Source organism: Cupriavidus sp. GW822-FHT03E04 (assembly GCF_058801495.1).
On sequence record NZ_JBXANI010000013.1, the window covers coordinates 126153 to 143692 of the forward strand.

Below are 17540 nucleotides of genomic sequence, written 5' to 3' on the forward strand. Positions count from 1 at the left end.
TGAGGTAGAATACCGGGCTTCGCATGCTAAGCCGTTCAGCAGCATGCGAAGCCCTCTGCATTTCAGTAGTTCCTCCTGTCCGCCCTTAGCTCAGTTGGATAGAGCACTCGCCTTCTAAGCGAGCGGTCACACGTTCGAATCGTGTAGGGCGGACCATTTTCTCCCGCATTCCTCAGCATTCCCCCAGCATTCTCCATCGCCCAGAGGCGCCATCGCATCGCGAACTCAGGCGATGGGCTGCCGATGGCCGCCAGTCCGGTCTAAGATTTCGGGGATGCCGTGGTTTTTTCTGGCACGGCGCCTTTCCCGAGGCTAGTCCCATGGCGAAGTTCAACACAGGTGCAGGCAGGAAGCTCCGTTACTGGCTGGCCGGCGGCGCGTGCCTGCTGATGCTGGCCGCCATTGCCCGCCATGCCTTGTTCCTGGCGGTCGAGGAGGACGCGTTCGAGCCCAAGCCGGCCGATGCGGCCGACGCGATGACGCCGGACCGCCTGGGGGTCGCGTCGCGCCAGTTCGCGTTTGCCAGCGGCGCGCGCATGCTGCGCGCCTCTTGCGTCCTGGCTCAGGGCGGTGACGCGCCCGCCGTGCTGATCTACCACGGCGACGAGGAAAACTTGTCGGACTGGGCCAGCGCGCAGGCGTTGCTCTACCACAATGGGATCTCGTCCTGCGTATTCGACTACAGCGGCTATGGCGCCAGCGGCGGCAAGCCCGGCGTGGTCAACCTGCATGAGGACGGCCTGGCCGCGTATGGCCAGTTCCTCGCCATGACGCCGCGTGCCAGCCGGCGCTATGTGATGGGCTTTTCGCTGGGTTCCGGGGTGCTGCTGGACGTGATCCCCGCCTTGCGCCCGGCGCCCGCTGGCCTGGTGATTGCCGCCGGCTTCACGTCCGCACGCGAGGCGGCGGTGGTGACCGGGCGGGTGCCGGCGTGGGTGGCAAGGCTGCTTCCGGAACCGTGGGACAACGAGGACCAATTGCGAAATTCAATGCTGCCGCTGCTGCTTGTGCACAGCCGCGCGGACGAAGTGATTCCCTTTGCATATGCCGAGCGGCTGGAGCGCGCCGCCGGTGGCCCCAGCCGGCTGGTGGCGCTGTCGGCGCTGCCGCACGATGCGGCGATCCTGCCGGAGCGCCAGGACGCGTTCTGGGCGCCTATCGTCACCTATCTGCGCTCGGGCTGCCTGGGCGGGCAGGTCGCCAAATAGGCCGCGCACGCTGTGCCGCCGGGCGGGCACGAAAAAGGGGCGTCGGCCAAAGCCGCACGCCCCTTTTTCGCGATGGCCGCCGTGAGAGGCGGCCGCGCCGGGATTACGCTTCTTCGGGCAGGCTCGCACCCACGGTATTGAAGCCGGCGTCCACGTAGGTGATCTCGCCGGTCACGCCGCTGGACAGGTCCGACAGCAGGAAGGCGGCCACGTTGCCGACCTCGTCGATGGTCACATTGCGGCGCAGCGGCGCTGCCTCCTCGATGTGGCCCAGCAGCTTGCCGAAGCCCTTGATACCGGATGCGGCCAGGGTCTTGATCGGGCCGGCGGAAATGCCGTTGGCACGAATGCCGCGCGGGCCCACCGAAGCGGCCAGGTAGCGCACGCTGGCTTCCAGTGATGCCTTGGCCAGGCCCATGGTGTTGTAGTTCGGGACCACGCGCTCCGCGCCAAGGTAGGTCAGCGTCAGCAGCGAGGCCTTGTCAGACAGCATGGGCAAGGCGGCCTTGGCCAGCGCGGGGAAGCTGTAGGCGGAGATGTCGTGCGCCATGCGGAAGGACTCGCGCGAGAGGCCTTCCAGGAAGTCGCCGGCGATGGCTTCGCGCGGCGCGAAGCCGATCGAGTGCACCAGGCCATCGAGCTTGTCCCAGCTTTGGCCAAGCGCGGCGAAGGTGGCGGCGATCTGTTCGTCGCTGCCAACGTCGCATTCGAATACCAGGCTGCTGCCAAATTCCTTGGCGAAGTCGTTGATGCGGTCCTTGAAGCGCTCGCCGACATAGGTGAAGGCGAGCTCGGCGCCTTCGCGCTTGCAGGCCGTCGCGATGCCGTAGGCGATCGAGCGATTGGACAGCAAGCCGGTGATCAGGATTCGCTTACCTGCGAGAAATCCCATAACTTCTCCAATGATGTTCGAGGTGGACGGGCACGTTTCGTGCAATGGCGTCCGGGTTGCGGCGCGCACCGCGCGGCGGCTGCTTTTCAGCAGGCTGACGACCGGCAAAACGGCGGTGCCGCGTACTGGAATGTCCGGATGGCTGGATGCCAGCCGAACCCATGTAAAATTGTCTCATAACTTGACCGCGCCGCCGAAGGCTGCGGACGATCCGATTCAGGTGGAGGACCCAAACCGGATGCATATTCGCGCACGTAGACCGCTTCAGGCGGCATGGCAGCGCTTCCGCACATTTGCGGCGCTGGGCTGTGGATTAGTAGCCCTGTGTACCGCGGGTTTTCCCTTGTCAGCCGGAGCCGCCCATGGCTTCGCACAGTATGGCGGCCTCAAGTATCCCGCCGATTTCACCCATTTCGACTACGCTAACCCGGACGCGCCGCGCGGCGGCACGCTGACGCTTGCCAACCCGGACCGCCGCACCAGCTTCGACAAGTTCAACCCGTTCACGCTCAAGGGTACCTCCGCCCCGGGTGTGAACGCGCTGATGTTCGAGTCGCTGTTGATTGCCAGCAGCGATGAAACCGCCAGCGCCTATGGCTTGCTGGCGGATGACGTGACCGTGGCGCCGGACGAACTGTCCGTTACCTTCCACATCCGGCCGCAGGCGCGTTTCAGCAACGGCGATCCGGTGCTGGCCGGCGACGTCAAGTACTCCTACGACATGCTGATGAGCAAGGCATCCAGCCCTGGCTACCGCAGCATGTGCACCGACGTGAAGGCCGTCACGGTGGTGGATTCGCGCACGGTACGGTTCGATTTCAGGCAGCGCAACATCGAGCTGCCGCTGATCGTTGGCTCCTTGCCGGTGTTCTCCAAGAAGTGGACCGCCACGGTGCCGTTTGACAAGCTGACCTTCGAGGATCCAGTGGCCAGCGGGCCTTACCTGATCGAGCGCTACGATGCCGGGCGCGGCATCACCTTCAAGCGCGATCCGTCGTACTGGGGCAAGGACCTGGCGGTGCGCCGCGGCACTTTCAACTTCGACCGGGTGGTCTATCGCCTGTACAAGGACGAGACCGCCAAGCTCGAAGCCTTCAAGGCTGGCGAGTTCGATGCCATCGTCGAGTACAAGGCCAAGAGCTGGGCCAAGAGCTACGAGGGCAAGCGCTTTTCCAATGGCGAACTGCTCAAGACCGATTTTCCGCACCGCAACGGAGCCGGCATGCAAGGCTTCGTCATGAACATGCGCAAGCCGATGTTCCAGGATGTGCGGGTGCGGCAGGCCCTGATCCTGGCGCTGGATTTCGAGTGGCTCAATCGCCAGCTGTTCTATGGCGCGTATCGCCGCCTCGATAGCTGGTTTTCCAACAGCGAGCTGGCCGCCAGCGCCACGTTCGACGGCCGGCCCGGCCCCGGCGAGCTGGAACTGCTCGAGCCGCTGCGCGCGCAGCTGGCGCCCGAGGTGTTTGGCCCCATCGTGTCGATGCCCACCACCAATCCGCCGCGTTCGCTGCGCGACAACCTGCGCGATGCGCGCCGGCTGCTGGCACAGGCCGGCTGGACCTACGCGGATGGTGCGCTGCGCAATGCCAAGGGCGAGCCTTTTGTCTTCGAGTTCCTGGACGACGGCGGGGCCATGAGCCGCGTCATCACCACCTACGTGCGCAACCTGGAAAAGCTGGGGATCGAGGTGAACCAGCGCACCACCGATTTCGCGTTGTACCAGAAGCGGCTGGAAGACTTCGACTTCGACATGGTGTCGATCCGTTTCCCTGATTCGCAGAGCCCGGGCAACGAGTTGCGCGACCGCTTCAACAGCGAGGCGGCCGGCACGCCTGGCTCCGACAATCTGTTTGGCCTGAAATCGCCGGCGATCGACCGCTTGGTGGACAATGTCCTGCACGCCCATACTCGCGAAGAACTGATCAACGCCGGGCGTGCGTTGGACCGCGTGCTGATGCACGGCTACTACATCGTGCCCAACTGGTATAGCGCGTCGCATCGGGTGGCATACCGGAAAGAGCTGGTCTATCCGCAGCGCCTGCCGTACTACTACACGGCGGAGGGCTGGGTCCTGAGCAACTGGTGGCGTGCCGACACCAAGCCGGCCGCACAATAAGCGCGACAAGGAAACAAGATGCTCGCCTATCTGCTCAAGCGCGTACTGTTGATGATCCCGACCCTGCTCGGCGTCATCACGCTGACCTTCGCGGTGATCCAGTTCGTTCCGGGAGGGCCGGTCGAACAAATGATGCTGGAACTCAAGGGGCGGGGTGGCGGTGGCGGGGAGGCCAGCGGCGGCGGCGCGGAGTATCGCGGCCGGCGCGGCGTGGACCCCGACAAGATCAAGGAGATCCAGGCCCTGTATGGCTTCGACAAACCGCCGCTGGAGCGCTATTTCATGATGCTCAAGCGCTTCGCCCAGTTTGACCTGGGGCAGAGCTATTTCCAGCACCGTAGCGTGTGGGAGCTGGTGAAGTCGAAGATGCCGGTCTCGGTCAGCCTGGGGCTATGGACCTTTTTCCTGACCTACCTGATATCGGTGCCGCTCGGCATATCCAAGGCGATCCGGGCGGGCAGCCGCTTCGATGTCGTGACCAGCATGGTGGTGCTGGTGGGCTATGCCATTCCAGGCTTCGTGCTGGGCGTGTTGCTGCTGGTGCTGTTCGGAGGCGGTACCTTTGTGCAGTGGTTCCCCTTGCGCGGCCTCACATCGGATAACTGGGACCAGCTCACGCTGATGGGCAAGGTGATGGATTACCTGTGGCACCTCGTGCTGCCGATCACCGCCTCGGTGGTGGGCAGCTTCGCGGTCGTCACCATGCTGACCAAGAACGCGTTCCTGGAAGAGATCCGCAAGCAGTACGTCCTGACCGCCCGCGCCAAGGGGCTGGCGGAGCGGCGCGTGCTCTGGAAACACGTCTTCCGTAACGCGCTGATTCCGCTCGTGACCGGTTTCCCGGCAGCCTTCATCGGCGCTTTCTTCACCGGCTCCCTGCTGATCGAAACCCTGTTTTCGCTCGACGGGCTTGGCCTGCTGTCCTACGAGGCGGTGCTGCGGCGGGATTATCCTGTTGTGCTGGGCACGCTCTACCTGTTCACCCTGATCGGCCTGGTGACGCGGCTGATCTCCGACGTTTGCTATGTGATGGTCGACCCGCGCATCCACTTCGAGGCGGTGCACCGATGAAATTCAGCTCGCGCACGCTCCCCAACGGGCTGCCGCATTCCCTGTCACCGCGCCAGCGCGCCTGGCAGCGCTTTCGCCGCAATCGCCTGGGCTACTGGAGCCTGATTCTCTTCGTCGCCATTTTCCTGCTGAGCATGGTTGCCGAGACCTTGTCCAGCGATCGGCCGCTGGTAGTGAAGTACAAGGGCGAGTGGTATTTCCCCATCGTCAAGACCTACGCCGAGAGCACCTTCGACGGGGACTTTCCCACCAAGGCTGACTATCTCGATCCGTTTATCCGCGACCGCATCACCAGCAACGGCAATTTCGCCATTTTCCCGCCCAACCGGTACTCATACGACTCGATCAACTATTTCTCCAAGGAGCCGAACCCGGCGCCGCCTTCTGCGGAGAACTGGCTGGGTACCGATGACCGCGGGCGCGATGTGCTGGCGCGGCTGCTCTATGGGTTCCGCGTCTCGGTGCTGTTCAGCCTGGCGCTGACGTTGATCGGCGTGGTGATCGGCACCTTGACGGGCGCGCTGATGGGTTTCTTCGGCGGGCGCTTCGACCTGATCTCGCAGCGCGCCATCGAGATCTGGAGCTCGATGCCCGAGCTCTACTTGCTGATCATCTTCGCGTCCATCTTCACGCCGAGCCTGGCGCTGCTGATTATCCTGCTTTCGCTGTTCGGCTGGATGGGTTTGTCCGACTACGTGCGCGCCGAGTTCTATCGCAACCGCTCGCTCGACTACGTCAAGGCGGCGCGGGCGCTGGGACTGTCCAATGTACAGATCATGTGGCGCCATATCCTGCCCAACAGCCTGACACCGGTTATCACCTTCCTGCCATTTCGCATGAGTGCGGCCATCCTGGCCCTGACCAGCCTCGACTTCCTCGGCCTCGGCGTGCCACCCACCACGCCAAGCCTGGGCGAGCTGCTGGCGCAAGGCAAGGCCAACCTCGATGCCTGGTGGATTTCCTTGTCGACCTTTGCCGTACTAGTGGTGACGCTGCTGCTGCTGACGTTCATGGGCGACGCGCTGCGCGACGCCTTCGATACGCGCCTGGGCCTGGCCCAGCTGCGCGGCCGTGTTGAGCCGAAGGCGCCAGAGGGTTCTCCCGCGGCCGAGGCGGTGTCATGAGCGCAATGCAACAAGCCGCACAGGCCACACGGGCCACGCAAGCCAGCGCCAACGACCCAACGCAACCCGCGCAAGCCAAGGGGGATGCCGGCGGCCCGCTGATGTGCATCGACAGCCTGTCAGTCACCTTCGGTCATGGCGAGGATGCCACCCGGGCGGTGCGCGATGTCAGCTTCGACTTGCGCGCCGGCGAGCGCTTTGCGCTGGTGGGCGAGTCAGGCTCGGGCAAGACTGTCACGGCGCTGGCGATGCTGCGCCTGGTGGACGATGCGCGCTACCAGGGCTCGGTGCGCTTCGAGGGGCGCGACCTGCTCAAGGTGTCGGAGCGCGAGATGCGCGGCATCCGCGGCGCCGACATCGCCATGATCTTCCAGGAGCCGATGACCGCGCTCAATCCGCTCTACACCATTGGCAACCAGATTGTGGAGACGCTGGCGCTGCATGAGGGCCTGGACCGGCGCGCGGCGCGCGAGCGTGCCATCGCGCTGCTCGAGCGCACGGGCATCAGCGACGCGGCGCACCGTTTCGACAGCTTTCCCCACCAGCTTTCGGGTGGCCAGCGCCAGCGCGCCATGATTGCCATGGCGCTTGCCTGCCGGCCCAAGCTGCTGCTGGCCGACGAGCCCACCACGGCGTTGGACGTCACCATCCGGGTCCAGATCCTGGAGTTGCTGCGCGACCTGCAGGCGGAGTTCGGTATGGCCGTGATGCTGATCACGCACGACCTCAACCTGGTGCGGGCCTTCGCCCAGCGAGTGGGGGTGATGGAGAAGGGCGTGCTGGTCGAGGTTGGCGAGACTGCCGCGATCTTCGCAGCGCCCCAGCATCCTTACACCCGCAAGCTGATCGACAGCCGTCCGCGGCGCGAGGTGCTTCCGCTTGTGCCGCTAGCCCCCGTGTTGCTGGAGGCGCGCGGCTTGTGCGTGAACTATGCGCGCAAGCGCCGCGGCCTGGCCGGATGGTTTGGCCGCGACCAGTTTGCCGCCGTCAAGGACGTGAATTTCGCGCTGCGCGAGGGCGAGACCATCGGCATCGTGGGCGAGTCGGGCTCAGGCAAGACCACGTTGGCCCATGCGGTGCTGAACCTGCAGCGCCGCGGCGCCGGGGATATCCAGTTCCTGGGCAAGAGCCTGGACGAGGTCTCCCGGCGCGAGCGCAGCGCCTTGCGCTCGCGCTTGCAGGTGGTGTTCCAGGATCCGTTCGGCTCGTTGTCGCCGCGCATGACCATTGAGCAGATCGTGGGGGAGGGCCTGGCCCTGCACCAGCCTGGCTTGTCGCGCGATGCCATGCGCCAGCGCGTCACTGAGGCGCTGCGAGAGGTAGGCATGGACCGCACTGCCCTGGGGCGGTATCCGCACGAGTTTTCCGGCGGCCAGCGCCAGCGCGTTGCCATCGCGCGCGTGCTGATCCTCAAGCCGCAGGTGCTGGTGCTCGACGAACCCACCTCGGCGCTCGACGTGTCCATCCAGCAGCAGGTGCTGGCGCTCCTGACGCAATTGCAGCGCAAGTACAACCTGAGCTATCTCTTCATCAGCCACGATCTCGCGGTGATCCGCGCCATGGCGCACCGCGTCATCGTGATGAAGTCCGGCGAGGTGGTCGAAGCAGGGGATACCGAGGCCGTCCTGGGTGCTCCGCAGCACGCATATACCCGCAAGCTCATGATCGCGGCCGAAATTGGTGCGAGCGACCCGACGCCGCCACAACTTGGTGCAGCTGAACTCAGGGTGTCACCCGATTGACCTGCGGTTGACATAATCAAACCGAGAAAGCATCTGCGACTTTCGTCGTATAGCCTTGATTGCAAAGCGTTTTATTTGAATTTTGTAACGAACTTTGACATGTGGATGACAACCTTATACCATCCGGCGAGAACTATTTTCGGGGGTGGTTCGCGCGTCGCTTATGCGTGTGGCGAGTGGTTTGCATCACTTGGTCCGCTTTTTGCGTGCGAGTCATCCCATTGATTTCAAGCCCGCCCGGTGTGTTTTCCCGGGGGCGGTCAAGAACGATTCATCAGGAGAACCAATGCAGCGAATGCTTCATTCCCTGGCGCGCGGCGCCGTAGGAATTGCCATTGCCTGCGGTGCCACTCTATCGAATGGAGTGCTGGCTGATACGGTGTTCAAGGATCCCGACGCCCGCATCGATGCACGTACCGAACTGAGTGCGGACCCGCATCCGGAAGGCAAGCGCGGCTTGCTTTCTTCGGTCATGAATTCCACCAGCCATGTGGCCAGCAAGGCCGGCGACCTGGTCATGAATGCCCTCGGGCTGATTGGCGTGCGCTACCGCTTCGGTGGCAACAGCCCAGAATCGGGCCTGGACTGCAGCGGCTTCGTTCGCTACGTGTTCAATGACACCTTTGGCTTTGTGCTGCCGCGCCGCTCGGTCGAGATGAGCCAGGTCGGCACCACCGTGGCATCCAACGACCTGCGCCCCGGCGACCTGGTGTTCTTCAACACCATGCGCCACACCTTCTCGCATGTTGGCATCTATATTGGCGACAACAAGTTCGTCCACGCGCCGTCCACCGGCAGCAAGATCCGCGTCGACGACATGCGTGCCTCGTATTGGGTGACGCGCTATAACGGTGCGCGCCGTATCGATGACGCGCCGCAGGACAGCGGCAGTGCTAACAACCTTGGCAATATGGTCGAGACCCTGAAGCGTTTCGATCCGAATGCAGTCAATCGCCCGCTCTACGGCGGCTGATCGGCGCGCGGACGCGGTCCGCGCCAGTCAAGGAAAAAGGACTGCCACGCAGTCCTTTTTTCGTTTGTGCTGCCTGCCGCTTACTGCGCGGCTACCGTGCCGGCGGGCCGCAGCCGTGCCTGGGCGAGCTTGTCGCGCAGGCTCGCCATCACGGCGGCGGCGGCTTGCTCGCCGGCCAGGATGGCGCGGTTGCGCGAGTTGAAGTCGCTGCCGCTCATGTCCGGCAGGTCGGGGCGGATCACAATGTCGGCTCGCGCCAGCGCCATCTTGCTGATCGACTGCCCCATGATGGCGGTGGTCTGGAGCAATACGCCGCTCTGGCCATTGCTTTTCTGGCTGGAAGGCTCGGCGGAGATATTCACGGCAATCACGAAGTCCGCGCCCATGGTACGCGCGGAGTCCACCGGCACGGGCTCGACCAGGCCACCGTCCACATAATCGTGTCCCTGGATCGAGACTGGCTGGAACACCCCCGGCACGCTACTCGACGCACGCACCGCCTGGCCCGTATTGCCGCGCCGGAACAGGATGCCCTGGCCGGTCTTGAGATCGGTGGCGACGATGCCCAGCGGCAGTTTCATGGACTCGATGGAGCGATTGGCGATCAGCTTGTTCACATAGTTCTGCAGCGCCTCGCCCTTGAGCCAGCCGCCGAAACGGGTGCCAAAGGGCAGGGCCCAGTCGGCGATGGCGGCTTCGTCCATCGTCAGCGCCAGCTTGTTGAGCTGGAAGCCGCTCATGCCCGAAGCGTAGAGCGCTGCGACCACCGCGCCCGCGCTGGTGCCGGTGACGAGGTCCGGGTGGATGCCTTGCGCCTCCAGCGCCTTGATCACGCCGATATGGGCAAAGCCGCGCGCGGCGCCGCCGCCAAGCGCGAGGCCGATCCTGATGGGGCGAGGTGGCACCACGGGCACCAGGGACGGCACGACCGGTGTTTCCGGTGTGGCGGTGAGGGTGCCCGGCCTGGGGCCAAAGGAGCAGGCGGCCAGCAGTGCTGCCGCGCCGGCGCCAAGGAAATTGCGTCGTTGCATGGATAACCGAGGGAAGAGAAGTGGCGCATTAGGCATAGCTAGCGCCGCGACGGCAGGAATGTGCCGTCCGCGCTGGCCACGCGTCCCGCGCGACAGCATTCAGACCGGGCAGAGCATAAATGATTCCGCGCGGCCGGGCATCCCGGCGCCGGATGGGGCGGGATGCCGCGCCCTGCTTGCTATAATGCGGCGATCCTACACTCCGGCCTGCGCGCATTCGTGCGCGGGCTTTTTTGTTTCATTCCTCTATGACACAACAACGCGTCCGCACCCGCTTCGCGCCGAGCCCGACCGGCTTCATTCACCTCGGCAATATCCGCTCCGCGCTCTACCCCTGGGCCTTTGCGCGCCGCATGAAGGGCGATTTCATCCTGCGCATCGAGGACACGGACGTCGAGCGTTCTTCGCAGGAATCGGTGGACGTGATCCTGGAAGGCATGGCCTGGCTCGATCTCGATATCGACGAAGGCCCGTTCTACCAGATGGAGCGCATGGACCGCTATCGCGAGGTGGTCAAGCAGATGCTGGACAGCGAGCTGGCCTATCCTTGCTACATGAGCACCGAAGAGCTGGACGCGCTGCGCGACGCGCAGCGCGAGCGCGGCGAGAAGCCGCGTTACAACGGGTTCTGGCGTCCCGAGCCGGGCAAGGTCCTGCCGGCGCCGCCGGCCGGCGTGCAGCCGGTGATCCGCTTCAAGAACCCGATTGGCGGCAGCGTGGTCTGGGACGATGCGGTCAAGGGCCGGATCGAAATCTCCAACGACGAGCTGGACGACCTGGTGATCGCGCGCCCGGACGGCACGCCGACCTATAACTTCTGCGTGGTGATCGACGATCTCGACATGCGCATCACCCACGTGATCCGCGGCGACGACCACGTCAACAACACCCCGCGCCAGATCAACATTATCCGCGCACTGGGTGGCGTTGCCCCCGTGTACGCGCACTTGCCGACCGTGCTCAACGAGCAGGGCGAGAAGATGAGCAAGCGCCATGGCGCCATGCCCGTGACCGGCTACCGCGACGAAGGCTATCTGCCCGAGGCCGTCCTAAACTATCTGGCCCGCCTGGGCTGGGCACATGGCGACGCCGAGATCTTCTCGCGCGAGCAGTTCGTGGAATGGTTCGACCTGGAGCACCTGGGCAAGTCGCCGGCGCAGTACAACCCGGAAAAGCTGGCCTGGCTGAACAACCACTACATCAAGGTAGGCGACAATGCGCGCCTGGCCGGGTTGACCCAGCCGTTCATCGAGGCGCTGGGTGGCAAGGTGGAGGGCGCAAGCCTGGAGGGTGTCATCGGGCTGGTGAAGGACCGTGCCAATACCCTGAAGGACGTGGCTCAGGCCGCGCTGCTGTTCTACCGCGGCGAGCCGCAGCCGGATCCGGCGCTCAAGGCAGAACACCTCAACGCCGACATCCTGCCGGCACTGCAGGCCCTGGCCACGCGGCTGGCGGCACTCACCGAGTGGAAGCGCGAGGAGATCAGCGCGGCCTTCAAAGCGGTGCTGGCCGAGTTCGGCCTGAAGATGCCCAAGCTGGCCATGCCGGTCCGCCTGCTGGTGGCGGGGCAGTTGCAGACGCCTGCCATCGATGCCGTGCTGGAGTTGTTTGGGCGCGATACGGTGCTGCGCCGCATCCAGGCCGGGCTCGCCTGAAATAATTTGCAGAAATTCCTGACAGGGGCTTGCGCTACTGCCAGGAATTCAGCATAATCTTGTTCTCCCTGCAGCGCGGACAAAAACCAAGCGGGCATAACGGATGGAAGCGATAAGAAGTAATCCCGCAGTAATGTGGATCGCAGAAAAAAGTTAAAAAAAGGGTTGCAAAAAAGCAAGGTTGTTTATATAATCTTGTCTTCGCTGAAACGAAGAAACAAACGCGAAACGCTGCGAAGGTGGCGGCAGAAAAAGAAGTGGGCGGTAACGTAGTACCATGGGGCTATAGCTCAGCTGGGAGAGCGCTTGCATGGCATGCAAGAGGTCAGCGGTTCGATCCCGCTTAGCTCCACCAAAATGCCGGAAGTTTCGAGTGTAGTAAATCGAGATTTCCAGGGTGCTGTGAAAATCTTGTTTTTTGGATATTCACGGTGCCAGACGGAATAAGTCGAAAGACAAGTTTCTGTCCCCATCGTCTAGAGGCCTAGGACATCACCCTTTCACGGTGAGTACAGGGGTTCGAATCCCCTTGGGGACGCCAAATAACGAACGTAACCAAACGTTCGGTTTGTCGTCGAAAGCATCACTGTCGATGATAAGTAAGAGTATGGAGTGGTAGTTCAGTTGGTTAGAATACCGGCCTGTCACGCCGGGGGTCGCGGGTTCGAGTCCCGTCCACTCCGCCAAAACTAAACCCGCATGGTTATGCCATGCGGGTTTTTTCTTTTGCCGTTCGGCATTCACTCGATCAGTTTCCGATAATCCCTGCTATTTGATTCGGCTCGCGCATGGTGGTGGTGCGGCGACATTATGCCGGGCCATGCCTGATAGCCAGGCAGGCATTATCGCGTTGTGGCTGGTCGCGGTCTGCGCTTGTTCGGCTATATGCCCTTGTCGCAGCGGAGATAATCCATCCGCTGCGCGTTCCAGGCTTGCTCAGCTTGTACGGCGCCGGCTGACTGTGACGAAGTAGCGCACCAGCAGCGAGCCGGCGATCGCGAGGCTGATGCTGTTAGCCAGCCAGAACCCCGCTGCTCCACGCGTGAAGGCGGGCAGGGCATCGATCAGGCCAAAGCCCAGCACGTAGCCGCCCCCCAGGCCGACTCCCCAGAGAGATATCGCGTAGATCAAGGTCGGCACCAGTGCGATCTTGTAGGCGCGCAGGATGAATGCCGTCATGACCTGGACCGCGTCGAATGCTTGGTAGAAGGCGATGAACAACATGAGAGGAAGGGCAGCGCGTACCACTGCCGGATCCTTTGCGTAGGCATGCAGCAGCGGTTCTCGCAGGATCCACAGCAGGCCGCCGACCATGATCGCCAGCGTAGCTGCCAGGCAGATGCCGCGGCGGGCAATACGGCGTGCGCTGTCCTGATCGCGCGCACCGATGGACTGTGCTACCAGCGTGGAGGTGGCAATCGCCAGCGACAGCGGCAACATATAGGCCACGGCCCCCAGGTTGGCAATGATCTGGTGGCCAGCCAGCACCACGGTGCCCATGCGCGTGATGAAGATCGACATCAACGTAAACGAGGTGATCTCGATCAGGTAGGTCAGCCCCATCGGCACGCCCAGGCGCAGCAGTGCGCGGATCGGCTGCGCTTGCGGCCACGCCCAGCTGGAAAAGATCTGCAAAGGGCGGTAGGCCGCGTTGCGCCGCAGGATCAGGATGCCGGAGATGCACCAGATCCAGCTGATCAGCGCCGAGGCGAGCGCGCAGCCCGGCCCGCCCATCGGGGCCAGGCCGAAGCCACCGTCGATGAACCAGGCATTGAGCGGAATCTTTACTACCAGCCCGACGAGCTGCAGTACGGTCACCATGATCGGGCGCGACAAGGCGTTGTTGAGCGCGGAGTAGATGCGAAAGCCCAGTGCGGCCGGCAAGCCAAACGCCTGGATATGCAGGTACTGCGTTGCCTTCTCGACCAGCTCCGGCGGTGCCTGGGCAAACTCCAGCAGCGGGCCGGGGAACAACAGCAGCAACATGCCGGGGATGGCCAGCGCCAGTCCCAGCCAGGCGGCCTGTCTGACTTCATTGCCAATTTCCGCCGCGCGCCCGGCGCCATGGAGCTGACCGGCGATCGGGGAAAGCGCCTGCAGCACGCCCATCAAGCTGATGTAGACCGTGATGTAGATGGACCCGCCCAGCCCCACGGCGGCCAGGTCGATGGCAGAGGCTCGCCCGGCCATGATGGTGTCGATCACGCCAAAGGCGATCACCGCAAGCTGGCCGACCAGGACCGGCGCGGCCAGCACGGAAATGCGGCGGATATCGTGGAACATGCTCATGCGGGCAGGCGTGGCGCCGCCACGTCAGGGGTGGCTTGGCAGCCGGCGTCCAGGCAGGCTGGGCCGGGGTGGTGCGACCCGGGACATATCGACCAGGCGATACATGCGGAAGCGCTCGTCGCGATCGGAGGGGCGCCGGCCTTCCCAGATCAGGCGCCATTCGAAGTGCGAGATGCTGGTGGGCTCGCCGTAGTCGACGGGGTCGTGGCGCAGCAGGACGTCGCAGCCGTCATCCGGGCCGCCAAAGCGGATATGGCCGAAATAGGCAAACGAAGCCAGCTGCGCGTCGCCCATGCGAATCGGCTGCACGCAGTTATACGCCGTGGGCAGCGCCATCGAGGCGGCCTGGGCCACGTCCCGATAGGTCTTGCCGTAGTTGATCGAAGGCATCCACAGCGTCATGGCCAGCACCCACATCAGGGTGGTGCCGGCGGCCGAAATCACCACCGGGCGCCAGATCTGCTTCGGCGCGCGCGACAGGCGCCAGCGCACGATCAGGATCCAGGCTGCCGTCACCAGCAGCGCATAGACGACTGCGCTGACGGTGAAGTCTTGCTGGAAGCCCGGCAGCAGGCGATAGATATTGGCCGCGACGCGCGGAGGCTGGCCCGTCGTCCTGGCGATCCACATGAACCAGACGAAGCCGCCGAAGATGGTGAAGAACAGCAAGGCGAACCAGTCGATCGCGTTGATGGCGGCGCGCGTGAGCGTCGGCAACCCGAACGCGGCAAGCACGGCCATCGGCGGCAGCAGCAGGATGAACTGTACGTCGCCCGGCGCACGCAGCAGAAACAGCAGCAGCAGCGGCGGCAGCAGCATCGCCAGGGGCAGCGCCACATGCGGCGCACGGCGCATGCCCGACCAGCTCAGCCAGGCCCAGCAGGCAATTGGCCACACCGGCCAGGTAAACAGCAGCAGGTTGCGTGCAATGAAGTTGAGCGCAGCGGCGTTCGGCGCGCCATAGGTGCGGCGATCGTAGCGCGACCACTCGCGGATAAAAGTCACGGCATCGTTGTGGTCGGTCGCGCCGAAGTAGGCGGCGGCCATCCAGGCTGCCACCAGCGCCAGTGCCAGCGGCACGCTTGCCAGCAGCACGCGCGGCAGGGGCAGGGGCTTGCAGGCCAGGCCGCAGATGATGACCGACGCCAGCAAGACCAGCGGAATGACTGGCCCGCTGGACAGGGTCAGCGCGCCCAGCCCGACGCCCAGCCAGATGCCACCTTGGATTGGCTTGTCCAGGCTGCGCACCATGCCATACAGGCTCATGGCGACAAAGCAAACCTGCCCAACCTGTGGCGTGGTTTCGTGGCCGCGCATGGCCAGGCCCACGCAGGCCAGGAAGATCAGCAGGGCGCCGTCGGCCAGCGTGCGGCCGTAGTCGCGCGCGTTGGGCTGGCCGCCGAAGACATAGGCGAAAGGCTGGACCTCGGCACGCCGGCCGAGCAGGTAGGTCGCGTACCAGATCAGTGAACAGGTGCCGAAGTAAAAGAGTGCCGTGGCGATGCGCGACGCGTCCGGCGCGCCAAGCCAGCCGCCAAACAGGCGGATCATCAGGGCGCCAACCCAGAACACCAGCGGGCCGTCTTCGCCGTAAGGGCGGCCCACGATATTGGGCATCAGCCAGTCCTGGGTGCCGCCGGTGGCCAGTTGCCACATCACGCCGAAGCCGGCCGCATCCTCGTTTTTCCACGGATCGCGGCCGAACAGGCCAGCCAGGCCGTAAATGATGCAGATGGCCAGCAACAGTGCGCGCGGAAGCGTACCGGTGGCGGCTGCGGTCAGGTGGACACGGGAAGTCTTGGCTGCGCTCATTGATTGGTGGGTCTAGGGGGCCGCCGGGGCGGGGCGCTCCCGGTTAGCTGCGTCCGCAGGGCGCCGGTTGGTGCCGATCGCGCGGAGGCTGCAAAAGCAAAGAGGCAGCCGATGCTGCCTCTTTGCTTGGGTGCGCGGCGCCGGAGCATTTTGTCCGAGGCCATGCAGCGAGCGGGCTCGCGGCGAATTACTTCGCGGTGAGCTTGTTCAGCTTGCTGCCGAACTTCTGACGGAACTTCTCGACGCGGCCGGCCGTGTCCATGATCTTCTGGGTGCCGGTGTAGAACGGGTGCGATTCCGACGACACTTCGATCTTGGCCAGCGGGTATTCCTTGCCGTCGCGGGTGATCGTGTCGCGCGTCTGGATGGTCGAGCGGGTCACAAAGCTGAAGTCGTTCGACACGTCGAGGAATACGACTTCGCGATAATTCGGGTGAATGCCTTCTTTCATGGTGTTTCCTTTCAGGTTGGGTAGCCAGTCCGTTGTTTGCCGTGCTGCTGCTGCTGCCATTGCCAAAAGCGCTAAAAAAAGCGCCAGAAGCTGGATGCGCTGATTGCACTGGCAGCGTTGCGGCGAACGAACCACTTGCCGATAACGGACAATCCGGGATTATCGCAGAAAAACAAAAAGCTGGGCAAGTTTTGAGTGCGCGATGCGCACGGCGGCCGAGGGTGCCGAAAGGTTGACCTTCGATCACATCGAGGCCGGATCCTGACGATAGAACGCCGCGAGCGAATCATAGAGGACCGGCCAGTGCCTGCGAAGGCCGGCCGGCTCGACAAAGAAGGTCTCCGAGGCCACGGCGAAGAACTCGCTCGGCGCCTCGCAGCCATATGGGTCGATCACCCGCAGCGCCGGCGGCAGCCGTTCCGGATGGTCCCAGGCATGGTCGGACTGCTGCTCGCAGGCGTCCGCGAAGCGGTCGTACTCTGTGAGGAAGGACTCGGCCCATTGCTCTCGGTCGATGCCCGGATGGAGCACGCGTGAGAAGGGCGGCACGCCGTCCGGCTCGCCGTCGAGCATGTCGAGCTTGTGGGCGAACTCGTGGATGACTACGTTGTAGGTGTCATCGGGGTGGTGGGCATGGCGTGCATTCAGTCCGGCGCCGGGCGTCTGCACATCAGGCCAGGAAAGGATGACCGGTCCGTGTTCCCAGGCTTCACCACTGGCTTGCTCGACCACGCCATGCACCAGCCCGATCTCGTCCTCGACGGTGCGGCGGATGACGAATTCGCCGGGGTAGAGCACGATGCCGCGCCAGCCGCGATACCACTCGATGCCCAGCTTGAGAATGGGCACGCAGGCTTGCAGCGCGACGCTCGTCACCATCTCGTCGGTGAGCGGCAGGTCGTGCGCGGTGGAGTATTCCTTGTCGGCGATGAACAGGGTGGCGAGCTCGCGCAAGGCGGCGAGCTCGGCGGCGCCATAGCGCTGCACGAACGGCAGCGTGGCCACCGTGTGCGCCCACAGCGCGTCGGGAATGGCGTAGTGTTCGAGTTTGCGCACGCGCGAGCGCGCACGCAGGAAGTGGCTCAGTCGGCCGAACATGGGACTCCTGCAGGCACAGGGCGGAAATGCAAAAGGGCGCGCCGAGGCGCGCCCTTCCAGTGCATTGCCAACGCG

13 protein-coding genes and 4 tRNA genes are annotated in these 17540 nt (G+C 64.1%); 11 read left to right on the plus strand and 6 right to left on the minus strand.

Features of this window, described 5'->3' with window-relative positions; all coding sequences use genetic code 11:
- The first annotated feature begins 79 nt into the window (after window positions 1-79).
- Window positions 80-156 (plus strand) — tRNA-Arg (locus tag AC1RQC_RS20270).
- 164 nt (window positions 157-320) lie between these two features.
- Complete coding sequence (locus AC1RQC_RS20275; protein ID WP_492373889.1) at window positions 321-1208, plus strand: alpha/beta hydrolase; 888 nt, start codon at window positions 321-323, stop codon at window positions 1206-1208.
- Between the two features lie 103 nt (window positions 1209-1311).
- Here AC1RQC_RS20275 and fabI read toward each other — a convergent pair whose 3' ends face one another.
- Window positions 1312-2100 (minus strand): enoyl-ACP reductase FabI, encoded by a 789-nt coding sequence (fabI, locus tag AC1RQC_RS20280; protein ID WP_492373888.1) that lies wholly within the window; start codon window positions 2098-2100, stop codon window positions 1312-1314.
- A gap of 238 nt (window positions 2101-2338) precedes the next feature.
- Here fabI and AC1RQC_RS20285 point away from each other — a divergent pair, with 238 nt between their 5' ends.
- From AC1RQC_RS20285 to AC1RQC_RS20305, 5 genes are all read left to right on the plus strand, one after another.
- Complete coding sequence (locus tag AC1RQC_RS20285) at window positions 2339-4219, plus strand: extracellular solute-binding protein (RefSeq protein WP_492373887.1); 1881 nt, start codon at window positions 2339-2341, stop codon at window positions 4217-4219.
- Between the two features lie 18 nt (window positions 4220-4237).
- Entirely contained in the window at window positions 4238-5290 is a 1053-nt protein-coding gene (locus tag AC1RQC_RS20290; RefSeq protein ID WP_150983328.1) for a microcin C ABC transporter permease YejB, read from the plus strand.
- Window positions 5287-6414, plus strand: coding sequence for an ABC transporter permease (locus AC1RQC_RS20295; RefSeq protein ID WP_150983329.1), 1128 nt, complete (start codon window positions 5287-5289; stop codon window positions 6412-6414). The genes AC1RQC_RS20290 and AC1RQC_RS20295 overlap by 4 nt, the downstream gene beginning before the upstream one ends.
- 101 nt (window positions 6415-6515) lie before the next feature.
- The gene (locus AC1RQC_RS20300; protein WP_492373906.1) at window positions 6516-8156 is read left to right on the plus strand and encodes an ABC transporter ATP-binding protein; all 1641 of its coding nucleotides are present in this window, start codon (window positions 6516-6518) and stop codon (window positions 8154-8156) included.
- 286 nt (window positions 8157-8442) lie between these two features.
- Complete coding sequence (locus tag AC1RQC_RS20305) at window positions 8443-9129, plus strand: C40 family peptidase (RefSeq protein WP_150983330.1); 687 nt, start codon at window positions 8443-8445, stop codon at window positions 9127-9129.
- Between the two features lie 80 nt (window positions 9130-9209).
- Here AC1RQC_RS20305 and AC1RQC_RS20310 read toward each other — a convergent pair whose 3' ends face one another.
- Complete coding sequence (locus AC1RQC_RS20310; protein WP_492373886.1) at window positions 9210-10160, minus strand: patatin-like phospholipase family protein; 951 nt, start codon at window positions 10158-10160, stop codon at window positions 9210-9212.
- A 248-nt stretch (window positions 10161-10408) separates the two neighbouring features.
- On the opposite strand from AC1RQC_RS20310, the gene gltX reads away from it, so the two are divergent.
- From gltX to AC1RQC_RS20330, 4 genes are all read left to right on the plus strand, one after another.
- Complete coding sequence (gene gltX / locus AC1RQC_RS20315; RefSeq protein WP_492809158.1) at window positions 10409-11815, plus strand: glutamate--tRNA ligase; 1407 nt, start codon at window positions 10409-10411, stop codon at window positions 11813-11815.
- A gap of 279 nt (window positions 11816-12094) precedes the next feature.
- A tRNA-Ala gene (locus AC1RQC_RS20320) sits at window positions 12095-12170 on the plus strand.
- A 110-nt stretch (window positions 12171-12280) separates the two neighbouring features.
- Window positions 12281-12356: transfer RNA gene (locus tag AC1RQC_RS20325), tRNA-Glu, on the plus strand.
- A 68-nt stretch (window positions 12357-12424) separates the two neighbouring features.
- A tRNA-Asp gene (locus tag AC1RQC_RS20330) sits at window positions 12425-12501 on the plus strand.
- Window positions 12502-12751: 250 nt separating this feature from the next.
- Here the strand turns inward: AC1RQC_RS20330 and AC1RQC_RS20335 are convergent.
- The 4 genes from AC1RQC_RS20335 to AC1RQC_RS20350 form a co-directional block, all read right to left on the minus strand.
- Window positions 12752-14104 carry an MATE family efflux transporter gene (locus AC1RQC_RS20335; RefSeq protein ID WP_492884414.1) on the minus strand — a complete coding sequence of 451 codons (1353 nt, stop codon included), beginning with the start codon at window positions 14102-14104 and terminating at the stop codon, window positions 12752-12754.
- Between the two features lie 24 nt (window positions 14105-14128).
- Window positions 14129-15916 (minus strand): ArnT family glycosyltransferase, encoded by a 1788-nt coding sequence (locus AC1RQC_RS20340; RefSeq protein WP_492373883.1) that lies wholly within the window; start codon window positions 15914-15916, stop codon window positions 14129-14131.
- 187 nt (window positions 15917-16103) lie between these two features.
- Window positions 16104-16367, minus strand: a complete 264-nt coding sequence (locus AC1RQC_RS20345; RefSeq protein WP_006157720.1) for a type B 50S ribosomal protein L31 — start codon at window positions 16365-16367, stop codon at window positions 16104-16106.
- A 243-nt stretch (window positions 16368-16610) separates the two neighbouring features.
- Window positions 16611-17465, minus strand: coding sequence for a M90 family metallopeptidase (locus AC1RQC_RS20350; RefSeq protein ID WP_492373882.1), 855 nt, complete (start codon window positions 17463-17465; stop codon window positions 16611-16613).
- Window positions 17466-17540: the final 75 nt, after the last annotated feature.